Source organism: Nocardioides sp. SRI_004, from assembly GCF_057586415.1.
In genome coordinates this window covers 295,424-307,496 of record NZ_JBYCZV010000001.1, presented here as the reverse complement: position 1 = coordinate 307,496, position 12,073 = coordinate 295,424, and the positions used below count along the sequence as shown (strand labels likewise).

The window sequence follows — 12,073 nt, the reverse complement described above, 5'->3', positions numbered from 1 at the left end:
CTCAGTCCTCCTCGATGGACAGGGCGAAAGCAGGGCAGTACTTCACGGCGGTGGCGACGTCGGCGCGCAGCGCCTCGTCCGGGTGCTCGTCGAGGAGTACGACGACGTCCGCGTCCTCGTCGAAGCCGAAGACGGTCGGGGCCTCGCCCTGGCAGAGCTGGTGGCCCTGGCAGAGGCCGGTGTCGGCGACGACCCTCATCGGGCCCTCCGGCGGTAGCGGACCCGGGCGGGCTGCGCGAGCTGGATGACCATCTTCGTGAAGTCGTCGCGGTAGGAGTCGAGCGGCTGCACCGGCTCGAAGGAGAAGTCGCGCAGGATCACCGAGAAGATCGCCTTCATCTGCATCATCGCGAAGGCGTTGCCCACGCAGCGGTGCTTGCCGGCGCCGAACGGGATCCAGGTCCAGCGGTTCTGCAGGTCCTCCTGGCGCGGGTCGACGTACCGGGCCGGGTCGAACCGGTCGGCCTTCGGGAAGTCCTCCTCGATCCTGTTCGACACCCGCGGCGAGGCGGCGAGCACGGTGCCGGCGGGGATGGTCCGGCCGAGCAGGTCGAAGTCCTCCTGCACCAGGCGCATCAGGATCACCAGCGGCGGGTGCAGCCGGAGGGTCTCCTTGAGCACCGCCTCCAGCACCGGGATCGAGCGCAGCGCCTGGAAGGAGACCTCGGGGGCGGTGCCGTCGGCGTCGGGGGCGTAGAGCGCGTCGAGCTCGGCGACCACGTCGCCCATCACGTCGGGGTTGCGGAGCAGCTCGATCATCGCCCACGACGCCGTGCCGGACGACGTGTGGTGGCCGGCGAACATCATCGAGATGAAGATGCCGGTGACCATCTCGGCGTCGTACCCGACGGCGATGAGGACGTCGAGCAGGTCCCTGTCCTCCCTGGGGATCTCACCGCCCAGCGACTCGGCCAGCTCGACCCGCGCCGCGATGATCGCCTGCACCTTCGCGACCAGCTCCTCGCGGGCCTCGTCGCGGATCCGGAAGTTCTCGATGTCGGCGTACGGGTCGACGTACGCGATCGCGTCCGTGCCGTGCTCGAGGCGGTGGTAGATCTCCGCGAACGACCCGTCGAGCTGGTCGCGGAAGGGCTTGCCGATCAGGCAGGACGAGGTCGTGTAGATGGTCAGCTCGGCGAAGAAGTCGAGCAGGTCGATCTCGCCCTCGTCGCCCCACCCGGCGACCATCCGGCGGATCTCGGCCTCGATGGTCTGCGCGTGCCCGCGCATCATGTCGCCGCGCAGCGCCTGGTTCTTCAGCATCTGCTGGCGCTCCTCGGGGGAGGCGTCGAAGACCACGCCCTTGCCGAAGATCGGCGTCATGAACGGGTACGCCGCCGCCTGGTCGAGCACGCTCTCCGGCGCCCGGAAGAAGGCCTCGTTGGCCTCGGCCCCGGTGACCAGCACGACCTGCTTGTCGGCGAGGCGGAAGCGACCGATGTCGCCGCACTCCTCGCGGACGCGGTGGAAGAGCGCGATCGGGTCGACGCGCATCTCGGGCAGGTGCCCGGTGCCCTTGATGATCGCCGGGACGCTGGCGTCCTGGTCGTCGAGGACGGTCGAGACCTCGGGGATGTCGTGGAGACTCACTTGCCCTCCAGGGGTGCTTCGGGGTTCACGTCGACGGGACTGATGTGCACGCCGCGCGGCGCGCTGACCACGGTGAGGATCGCGTCGGCGATCGCCGTGGCCTTCAGGAAGTGGGAGTGCCGCGCGTGGCCCCACTTGATCCACTCGGTCAGCACCTTCGCGCCGGCCTCGGCGTCCCAGTCGGAGCCCATCTCCGACCACGTCGGCCCCGGCCGTACGACGGACGCCCGCACCCCGGAGCCCTCGAGCTCCATCTGCAGCGCCTCGACCAGCCCCTCCAGGCCGGACTTCGTGGCGCTGTAGCCGCGCATGAAGGGCCGCGCGCGGAGCGCGGTGTCGGAGGAGACGAACACGAGGTCGCCCCGCTGCCGCTCGACCATCCCGGCACCGAAGGCCCGGACCAGCCGATGGGCGCCGAGGACGTTGACGTCGAACTCGGCGGCGAGGTCGTCGGTGGTCGCGTCGAGCAGGCTGCCCGGGGCGAGCAGGCCGGCGTTGCAGACCACGACCTCGGCCTCGCCCAGCCCGGCCGTCACGGCCGCGGCGAACTTCTCGACCGACTCGGTGGAGGCGACGTCGAGGGCGTGCACGAAGGCCTCGCCGCCGGCCTCGCGGATCTCGGCGGCCAGCTCCTCGAGCCGGTCGACACGGCGGGCGCCGAGCGCGACGGGGAAGCCGGCGGCCGCCAGGGCGCGCGCGGTCTCGGCGCCGATCCCGGAGGAGGCGCCCGCGACGACGGCGGGCCGGCGGTCGGGGTGGACGGGCCTGGGCATCAGCGGCTCCGCTCCGTGAAGGTCACCGGCAGCGACGCGAAGCCGCGCACGCTGGTCGAGTGCACCCGGACCGCGCGGTCGGCGTGCACCTCGAAGTGGGCCACCCGTCGTACCAGCTCCTCGAGGACCACGCGGGCCTCCAGCCGGGCGAGGTTGGCGCCGAGGCAGAAGTGCCGGCCGGTGCCGAAGCTGAGGATCTCGGAGAGCTCGGACCTCTCGCGGTGGATGTCGTAGACCGTCGGGTCGGTGAAGACCCGGTCGTCGCGGTTGGCGCTGCCGAGCAGGACCAGCGCCTTGGAGCCGCCGGGGATCAGCACGCCGCCGACCTCGACGTCCTCGGTGACATAGCGCGCCAGCATCTGGCTCGACGTGTCGTGGCGCAGCGTCTCCTCGATCCACGTCGGCACCAGGGCGACGTCGGCGAGCACCTGCGCCTTCTGCTCCGGGTGCGCGGCGAGGTGGAAGAGCGCGTTGCCGAGCAGCTTGGTGGTGGTCTCGTTGCCGGCGACGACCATGAGGAACAGGAAGGCCATGATCTCGCCGTCGGTGAGCCGGTCGCCGTCCAGCTCGGCCGCGATCAGCGCGGAGGTGAGGTCGTCGCTCGGGGCGGTACGACGCTGCGCGACCATCTGGCCGTAGTACTCGAAGAGCGCGAAGGACGCCTCCATGCCCGCCTGCGGGACGTCGCGGACGCCGTCCTCGCGGTGCACGACGAGGTCGGCCAGGCGTCGTACCTCGTCACGGTCGGCGACCGGGACGCCCATCATCTCAGAGATGACGTCCATCGGCAGCAGGCCCGCGAAGTCGCGGATCCAGTCGGCCTCGCCCCGCTCCGCGTCGGCCGCGAAGGTGCGCTCGAGATAGCGCTCGGTCAGCGCCTGCACCTCCGGCGTCAGCTCGCGCACGCGGCGCGGCGTGAAGGCGGCGGACACGAGCTTGCGGATGCGCGACTGCTCCGCGCCGTCGAGCCCGAGGAAGCTCATCACCCGGTGCGCCTCGGGGTTCCAGGCCGACGCGTCGAGCGAGACGCCCATCCGGTTGGAGAAGACGGTGTCGTTGCGCAGCACGTCGAAGACGTCCTGGTGGCGCGAGATGACCCAGATGTCGTCGGCCTCCGCGTGGAAGACGGGCGCCTCGTCGCGCAGCCGCTGGTACGTCGGGTAGGGGTCGTCCTGGAAGGCGTAGTCGTAGGGGTCGAAGACGAGCGGCGCCCCGGTCGTCGAGCCTGTCGAGACCGTCATCAGTTGCCTCGCATGATCACGTCGACGGCGGCGACGAGCCGCTCGGCGATCTGGTCGTAGGTCATCAGGCCCATCCCCGCCTGGAGCAGCGCGCCCGAGAAGGTCAGCACCAGCACCTCCAGCACGCCGGCGTCGGCCTGGTCCCCCATCGCCGCCTCGAACCTGCTGAGGAACTCCCCGCCGATCCGCAGCCGCAGCCGCTCCACGTCGGGGTCCGTGCCGAGCAGCGCGGGGGTGACCGCGGCCGCGAGCGCGGGCTCCTCGACGATCCGTGCCGTGAGCGCCCGCATGGTGGCCTGGAGCCGCGCGGTCGCCGTACCTCCGGCGGGCGGCTGGGCCGGGGCCCCGCTGAGGTGGCGCCAGAAGAGCTCGGCGAAGAGGTGGTTCTTGGAGGCGAGATAGGTGTACGCCGTCGCCGGGGAGACCCCCGCCCGCTGGGCGACGGTGCGGACGGTGAGCGCCTCGTGGCCCACCGCGCGCAGCTCCTCGAGGCCGGCGGCGAGGAGCTTCTCGACCGTCTCGGCCTGGCGCGGGTTGAGCCCCTGGCGCGGCGCTTCGAACACCTGACTGGACATGTGTCCAACATAGGAGACGATCCGGGCAGGCGCAAGACATTTCCTAGAACTCGTTCTAGTTTGGTGGACATGCGCAACGGGATCGTCCTCTTCACCTCCGACCGCGGCATCACGCCGGCCCGCCTCGCCGTGGCCGCCGAGGAGCGCGGGTTCGACACCATCTACGTGCCCGAGCACACCCACATCCCGGTGCGCCGCGACGCGCTGCACCCGACGGGCGGCGAGGAGCTGCCCGACGACCGCTACCTGCGCACGCTCGACCCGTGGGTCTCGCTGGCGACCTGCGCCGCGGTCACCACGACGATCGGGCTCTCCACGGCGGTGGCCCTGCCGGTCGAGTCCGACCCGATCACCCTCGCCAAGACGCTCGCCACCCTCGACCACCTCTCCGGCGGCCGGGTCACCATCGGCGCCGGCTTCGGCTGGAACACCGACGAGCTGACCGACCACCACGTCCCCGCGGAGAAGCGGCGCACCGTCCTCAAGGAGTACCTCGAGGCGATGCGGGCGCTGTGGACCCAGGAGGAGGCGTCGTACGACGGCCAGTTCGTCTCGTTCGGACCGAGCTGGGCCTACCCCAAGCCCCCGCAGGGCCGGATCCCCGTCATCATCGGCGCCGGCGCCGGCCCGAAGACCTTCGACTGGATCGCGGCGAACGCCGACGGCTGGATGACCACGCCCACCACCACCGACGTCGCCGCCAACGCCGACAAGCTGCGCAAGGTGTGGGCCGACGCAGGCCGAGAGGGCCAGCCCGACGTGCGGATCCTGGTCGCGAAGCGGCCCACCGAGGAGGACTTCGCCGACTGGATGGGCGCCGGTGCGTCCGAGCTGATCTGGGGCGTCCCCGACTCCGACGAGTCCGCGGTGCTGACCTACCTGGACAAGATGGCGGCCCGCCTGGGGCTGTCGGCCTGACATGGCGAGCCGCTTCGCCGACCTGACCCGCGAGGAGCTCGCGGTCGTCGTACCCGAGCTGCTGCTGATGGGCCAGCTCATCGACCGCTCCGGCATGGCGTGGTGCATCGCGGCCTTCGGGCGCGAGGAGATGCTCCAGGTCGCGATCGAGGAGTGGGCGGCCGCCTCGCCGATCTACACGCGGCGGATGCAGGAGGCGCTCGGCTACGCGCCCACCGAGCCGGGGCGCGGCGACGTGGTGACGATCTTCAAGGGGCTGCAGCTCGACATCGGCGCTCCCCCGCAGTTCATGGACTTCCGCTACACCGTCCACGACCCGTGGCGCGGGGAGTTCCGGCTCGACCACTGCGGCGCGCTGATGGACGTGGAGCCGATGGGCGAGGACTACGTGCGCGGCATGTGCCACGACATCGAGGACCCGACCTTCGACGCGACCGCGATCGCCTCCAACCCGCACGCGCAGGTGCGGCCGATCCACCGCCCGCCGCGCAGCGACGCCGAGCGGGCCGCGGAGGGGCACCCGCACTGTGCGTGGACGGTCGTCATCGACGACGCGTTCCCCGAGCCCGAGCCGGTGCCGGCCCTGGCGGTCAACGCCGCGTCCCGGGCCGCGACCCTCGAGCTGGCGCCGATCGACCCGGCTGACGAGGGGCTGGCCGACTACGCCGGCCCGCTGCTCTCCGACATCGACTTCGCCGCCTTCTCGAAGTCCGCGCTGGTGCGCATCGCCGACGAGGTCTGCCTCCAGATGCACCTGCTGGACCGGGGCTTCGCGCTCGCCGTCGCCGAGCGGACCGAGACCGACGCCGAGCTGGAGAAGCTGCGCCGCAAGCAGCTCGTCGGCGTCGCCGGCATCGGCGCCGAGCGGCTCGCCCGGGCACTGGGGCTGCTGGACCTCGCGGACCCCGTGGCGGCCGCGGTCCGGCTGCTCGCCGTGCACCCGCTCCTCAACCCCGCCGTGTACGTCGACGCGACGCTCGCCGAGGACACCCTCGTCGTGCGCCCGTCCCCCGCCCACGAGGACCAGGCCTGGATCTCGCTGTGCGGCCCCGGGTGGACCGGCGCGCTGCAGGCGGTCGTCCGGGCGGTCGACGCCCACCTGGACGTGGAGGTCTCGCCGCTGCCGGAGGGCGGTGGCTGGCTGGGGCGCGTCGTCCGTCGTACCGAACCGGCGCCGGAGGCCGACGAGGTCGCCGTCACCCGCTTCAGCACCGGCGCGACCTTCGCCTTCCAGCCCCGCCGCTCGCTCCCCATCACCCCCGTCTGACCCTCCGCGCGACTTGCCGCCTTTTCGCGCCGACTTGCCACCTTTTCGCGCCGACTCGCCACTTCGAGTCGTCGAGTTGCCGGTTTCGTCCGGCCCCTCGTCAGGAGTCGGCAACTCGACCGGGCAAACCGGCAACTCGACCGGGCAAACCGGCAACTCGACCGGGCAAACCGGCAACTCGGCGGAGGGGGTGGGTCAGGCGGGGAGGGCCTTCTCGATCGCGGCGACGACCTTGGGTCGCAAGTCGCTGGCGGCGATGACCTCGTCGACGGAGCCGACCTCGACCGCGCGGTGGATGTTGTGGACGCCGTCGAACTCGGCGGCGACCTCGGCGATCTTGTCCGCGCGCAGCTGGGCCCGCAGCTCGGCGAGCTCCACCACGAGCGCCCCGCGCTCGGCGTCCTCGGCCCCGGCGATCCGCTGCTCCAGCTCGGCGACCCGCGGGTCGGCGGCCGCGCGCTTGGCGACCTCGGCCGCGAACACGACGGCCGCGGCGGGCGCGCCGCCGAGCACCGAGGCGTAGGAGCCCTCGATCGCCAGCACCGTCATCGACGGGTTGAGCCGCTTGGAGAACACCACGAACGCGCCGCCGTGGTAGCGCGAGATCACGCAGAACACGATCGGGCCGCGGAAGTTGACGATCGCGCGACCGATCTCGGCGCCGTACTCCAGCTGCAGATTGCGCATCGACTCGGGTGAGCCGTCGAAGCCCGACAGGTTCGCGAGTACGACGACCGGGCGGTTGCCCGAGGCCGCGTTGATCGCGCGGGCCACCTTCTTCGACGAGCGCGGGAAGAGCGTGCCGGCCGTGTAGGTGTCGGGGCCGTCGGTGGGCGGGAAGCCGGCGCGCGGCACCGGGCGGGACTCGATGCCGATGAGGCTGACCGGGTGGCCGCCGATGCGGGTGTCGACGGTGACGGCGGTGTCGGCGTCGGCCATGCCGGCCCATCGCTCGAGCATCTCGTGGTCGGCATCGGCGAGCGCCCGCATGACGGTGCGGATGTCGAAGGGCCGCTTGCGGTCGGGGTTGTGCTCGGCGGAGAAGATCTCGCCGACCGTCGCGAAGTCGCCCTCGTGCGGGTGGGTCGTGACGTCGCGGTCGACGGGGTCCGTGGTCGGCGCGCGGCGCGGGCCGGCCTCGCCGGGGACGACGTAGGTGTGCTCGTAGTGCGCCATGAGCACGCCGAAGGCGCCGGCCAGGTCGGGCACCCAGTACTGCGCCTGCCCGTTCGGGCCCATCACCCGGTCGTAACCGCCGATGCCGTGGTTGTCCTCGGCCGAGACGCCGCCGGAGAAGTCGAGCGACTGCTTGCCGGTCAGCACCATCGCGCTGTCGGGCGTCATCACGAGGATGCCCTTGGTGTGCATCAGCATGGTCGCCTCGGCGTTCCAGTACGGCTGGGCGCCCACGTTGATGCCGGCCACGACGATGTTGATCTCGCCACCGGCCTGGGTGAACTCGATGATCCGGCGCAGCGCGGCGGCCACCCAGTCCATGTTCTCCGTGCCGCTCTCCATCGAGATCCGGGCGCCGGCGGAGACGGCGAACCACTCGACCGGGACGCCCATCTGCTCGGCGAGGTCGATGGCCGCGATGATCCGCGCGCACTCGGGCTCCGAGACGGCGCCGAGCGACTTCAGCGGGTCACCGCACAGCACGACGCGGGTGATGCCCTCGGGGTGCAGCGCGGTCGGCGTGGTGACGACGGCGGCGATGATGCCGGCCTTGTTGTGGCCCGGCGCGCGGTCCACCGGCACCAGTGCGCCGGTGTCGTCGAGGTCGTGTTCGACCAGGGTGCCGCCACCGGCGAGCACGGCCTGCAGCTCGTAGGGGTAGACCAGCCCGCGACGGCGCGCCCGCAGCACCTTGGCGGCGTACTCGTCCATCGGCGCGAGCGGCTCGGTCGGCGGCGTGATCACGTCGGCGACGACGCCCGCGCCGGGCTTGGCGTGGAAGCGGATCGCGAGCGGGACGGGCGTGCCGTCCGGGCCGGCGACGCGGCCCTCGGCGAGGACCTCCTCGATGCCGGCGCCCTCGCTGAGCGGGGTGATCTTGCCCTGCAGCGCGGTGAGCTGGTCGAGGTCGGCGTCGACGACCGGCCACACGGTGACCCACACGTGGTTGACGTCGAGCTTGGTGCCCTCGCGGCCGCGGGCGGTGCGGACGCGGCGGATCGCCTCCAGGCAGTTCTCGACCGCGCGCTCGGCGTGCGGCAGGGCGATCACGTCGCCGTCCTCGTTGCGTACGACGGCCAGCTGCCGCACCTGCGCGGCGGCGACCAGGCGCCGGTCGTCCGGGTTCGCCTTGGCCACGCACTCGTAGAGGAGCACGTCGTCGGGGGCGGTGAGTCGGGTGACGTCGAACTCGCGCAGACGCCACAGGTTCAGCCGGCGCCCGACCATCGGGTGCATGCCGCGGACCAGGGTGTCCTCGACCAGCTCGGCGCCGTCCTCGGCGCGGAACGTGAAGTAGCCGACCGGCTGCGGCGCCGGCGGGCAGACCGCCACGGAGACGCGGCGGGCGCGGGCGGCGAACTCCTGGCCGGCGAGCATCTTCGCCACCTCGGCCGAGACCTCGTCGGGGTCGGCCGGTACGTCGGGCCAGCGCAGGTAGACCTCGACGACGTCGTCGTGGTCGGCCGTGAGCACCGAGGTGATCGCGGCACCCAGGGCGCTGCCGGGGTCGGCCAGCTCGGCGATGTCGCCGATCGTGGAGACGACCCGGGTGGCGCCCTTCTCGTCGGTGGCGTACTCGGCGTGCACGACGGGGCGGCCGTCGTACTCCTCGGGGCTGCTGACGGTCAGGTCGTGCAGGTCGAACTCGAGGTAGTGGCGGCGGATCAGCACCTCGAGCAGCGGCTCGCGGGCGGGCAGGCCCTCGGCGATCCGGTCGCGCAGGAAGCCGACGAGCTGCTCGGGGATCGCGGTGAGCGCGTCGATCCGCGCGTCGCGGTCGGGGGCGGCCGGGTCGGTCAGGGCCTCCACCTCGGCGGCGACGCCACCGAGGACGTTCCGGCGCTCGTCGTCGACGAGCGGCTGGTCGAACCAGCCGAACCGGACCGAGCGGGCCAGGTCACCGACGGCGGCGAAGCGGAGCTGGGTCGCGCGGACCATCCGCTCCAGCAGGGCGCGGACGGCGGCGGCGTCCTCGGCGGCCGGCGGCGGGTCGCCGAGCCAGCGCTGGAGGACGGCGACGGCCACGTCGACCTCGAACGGCGGCTGCTGCGCGAGGAAGACCCGGAAGACGGCGCGCTCGAGCTCGGGCGTCCGCTCGAGGTCGGTGACGCCGTAGTGCGCGAGGACCTTGAGCAGCTTGTCGCGGAAGTGGTCCGGCAGGGCGCCGCGGTCGGGGTCGAGGCTGCGCAGGTAGGTGTGGAAGTACTCGCGGGAGCTGTGCACGCGCAGCTCGGCCGGCGGCTCGTCGCCGGCCGGGCGGTTGCGGCTGAGCTCGGCGAAGTCGGTGAAGAGCGACAGCAGCGCCATCTCGGCGTGCAGCGTGCCGGCAGCGCTCGCGTCACGACCGGCGAGGTGCGCGGCCAGCAGCTCCTGGCGCCGGCCGGCCTCGACGTCGTACCCGAGGATCTGGCTGGCGATCTCGTCGAGCGGGCAGCCCTCGGCACCCGCGGCGGCACCGACCGGCGTCGGCAGGTCGAGGTCGGCGATCCGGGCGGTGCTGCCGGCCTCGGCGGCGGCGTCACCGGTCGGCTCGAGGCGTACCAGCGGCGCACCCGTCTCGACCTGGCTGCCGACACGGACGAGGAGCTCCTTGACCCGGCCGGTGAACGGCGCGTGGAGCGCGGTCTCCATCTTCATCGACTCGAGCACAAGCACCGGCTGGCCGGCCGTGACCTCGTCGCCGACGGCGAGCGGCGTCGACACGACCAGGGCGGGCGCGGGCGAGCGGACCATGCCGCCCTCGTCGCGGCTGACCCGGTGCATGACGTCGTCGACCTCGACCAGCTGGACGGGGCCGTGCGTGGCGGTGACCAGGCGGAACCGGTGGCCGTCCACGGTGAGCCGGCCGTGCACCTCGTCGATGCGGTCCAGGCCGGCGGTGACCGTGCGCTCGTCGGCGCCCGCGGCCACGGTGACCTGGTAGCGGGCGGGTCCGGTCTGCCGCACGGTCAGGGCGTACGTCGCCCCGCGCAGCTTGAGCTCGATGGTGCGGTCGGGGTCGTGCTGGACCTGCGGCCGCCCGCCCTGGGCGGTCTGCAGCAGACGGGCGATCTCGGCGCGCTCCTCCTCGGCGTACGCCTCGATCGCGGCGGCGACGAGCGCGACGCCGGAGTGGCGGGCGGCCTGCAGGCGGCCCTCGCCGCGCACGCGGTCGATCCAGCCGGTGTCGGCCCAGGCGGGCGTGCCGGTGGTGACCTCGGACTGGTCGAGCAGGTCGAGGATGAAGCTCTTGTTGGTGGCGCCGCCCTCGATGACGACGGTGGTTTCGCCCATCGCGCGGCGCAGGCGGGCCAGCGCCTGGTCGCGGTCGGCACCCCACGCGATGACCTTGGCGATCATCGAGTCGAAGTCGGCCGGGATGGTGTCACCCTCGGCGACGCCGGTGTCGACACGGATGCCCGGACCGGCCGGGAACTCCAGGCGGGTGATCCGGCCGGGCGCGGGCGCGAAGTCGCGGTCGGGGTCCTCGGCGTTGAGGCGCGCCTCGACGGCGTGGCCGCGCTCCGTGGGCCGGTCGCCGGTGAGCGGGACGCCGCGCGCCACCTGGATCTGCAGCGCGACGAGGTCGGTGCCGGTCACCTCCTCGGTGATCGGGTGCTCGACCTGCAGGCGGGTGTTGACCTCGAGGAAGGCGAAGGTGCGCTCGCCCGGGTGGTAGAGGAACTCGACGGTGCCCGCGCCGGCGTACCCGACCGCGTTGGCGAGCCGCTCCGCCGAGCCCTTGAGGTCGGCGGCCTGCGCGTCCGCCAGCAGCGGCGACGCGGACTCCTCGATGACCTTCTGGTTGCGCCGCTGGACCGAGCAGTCGCGCACGCCGATCGCCCAGGCGGTGCCCTGGCCGTCGGCGATGACCTGCACCTCGACGTGGCGGGCGTCGGTGACGAGCTTCTCCAGGAAGACCACGCCGCTGCCGAAGGCACGCTCGGCCTCGTCGCGGGTGCGCTGGTAGGCGTCGGCGAGCTCCTCGCCGGAGGTGACCTTGCGGATGCCGCGGCCGCCACCACCGGCGGTGGCCTTCAGCATCAGCGGGTAGCCGATCTCCTCGGCGCTGGCCAGCGCCTCCTCGAGGGTGTCGACGCCGCCGCGGCTCCACGGAGCGACGGGTACGCCGACCTCCTCGGCGATCAGCTTCGAGCCGATCTTGTCGCCGAGCTTGCGCATCGCGTCGGCGCTGGGGCCGATGAAGGTGACGCCCAGCCGGGCGCACAGCTCGGCGAACGCGGGGTCCTCGGCCACGAAGCCCCAGCCGACCCAGGCGGCGTCCGCCCCGGTCCGGGTGAGCGCCTGCTCGAGGACGGCGAGGTCGAGATAGGGCCGGTCGGCGGCGGCACCGAGCAGGTACGCCTCGTCGGCCTCGCGCACGAAGGCGGACCCGGCGTCGACGTCGGTGTAGAGCGCGACGGTGCGGATCGGCCCGTCCGGCGACGCGTGCCGGGCGTTCAGGTCGCGGACGGCGTGGATCAGCCGCATCGCGGCCTCACCGCGGTTGACGATGGCGATTCGAGAGACCTCAGGCACGTTCCCGACAGTGCC

The 12,073-nt window shown here is 72.8% G+C and carries 8 protein-coding genes; 2 read left to right on the top strand and 6 right to left on the bottom strand.

What is annotated here, in order from left to right:
• Position 1: 1 nt before the first annotated feature.
• From AC2YHB_RS01520 to AC2YHB_RS01500, 5 genes are read right to left on the bottom strand one after another with little or no spacing between them, the layout of a single operon-like run.
• Complete coding sequence (locus tag AC2YHB_RS01520) at positions 2-199, bottom strand: ferredoxin (RefSeq protein WP_179649353.1); 198 nt, start codon at positions 197-199, stop codon at positions 2-4.
• The gene (locus AC2YHB_RS01515) at positions 196-1,590 is read right to left on the bottom strand and encodes a cytochrome P450 (RefSeq protein WP_308645571.1); all 1,395 of its coding nucleotides are present in this window, start codon (positions 1,588-1,590) and stop codon (positions 196-198) included. The genes AC2YHB_RS01520 and AC2YHB_RS01515 overlap by 4 nt, the downstream gene beginning before the upstream one ends.
• Entirely contained in the window at positions 1,587-2,363 is a 777-nt protein-coding gene (locus AC2YHB_RS01510; RefSeq protein WP_179649351.1) for an SDR family oxidoreductase, read from the bottom strand. The genes AC2YHB_RS01515 and AC2YHB_RS01510 overlap by 4 nt, the downstream gene beginning before the upstream one ends.
• Complete coding sequence (locus AC2YHB_RS01505) at positions 2,363-3,604, bottom strand: cytochrome P450 (RefSeq protein WP_179649349.1); 1,242 nt, start codon at positions 3,602-3,604, stop codon at positions 2,363-2,365. The genes AC2YHB_RS01510 and AC2YHB_RS01505 overlap by 1 nt, the downstream gene beginning before the upstream one ends.
• Positions 3,604-4,179, bottom strand: coding sequence for a TetR/AcrR family transcriptional regulator (locus tag AC2YHB_RS01500; protein ID WP_179649347.1), 576 nt, complete (start codon positions 4,177-4,179; stop codon positions 3,604-3,606). The genes AC2YHB_RS01505 and AC2YHB_RS01500 overlap by 1 nt, the downstream gene beginning before the upstream one ends.
• Positions 4,180-4,248: 69 nt before the next feature.
• On the opposite strand from AC2YHB_RS01500, the gene AC2YHB_RS01495 reads away from it, so the two are divergent.
• Both AC2YHB_RS01495 and AC2YHB_RS01490 read left to right on the top strand, forming a co-directional pair.
• Positions 4,249-5,097, top strand: coding sequence for an LLM class F420-dependent oxidoreductase (locus AC2YHB_RS01495; protein WP_179649345.1), 849 nt, complete (start codon positions 4,249-4,251; stop codon positions 5,095-5,097).
• 1 nt (position 5,098) lies between these two features.
• Positions 5,099-6,364 carry a hypothetical protein gene (locus AC2YHB_RS01490; RefSeq protein WP_179649343.1) on the top strand — a complete coding sequence of 422 codons (1,266 nt, stop codon included), beginning with the start codon at positions 5,099-5,101 and terminating at the stop codon, positions 6,362-6,364.
• A gap of 195 nt (positions 6,365-6,559) precedes the next feature.
• Here AC2YHB_RS01490 and AC2YHB_RS01485 read toward each other — a convergent pair whose 3' ends face one another.
• Complete coding sequence (locus tag AC2YHB_RS01485) at positions 6,560-12,058, bottom strand: ATP-binding protein (RefSeq protein ID WP_308645570.1); 5,499 nt, start codon at positions 12,056-12,058, stop codon at positions 6,560-6,562.
• Positions 12,059-12,073: the final 15 nt, after the last annotated feature.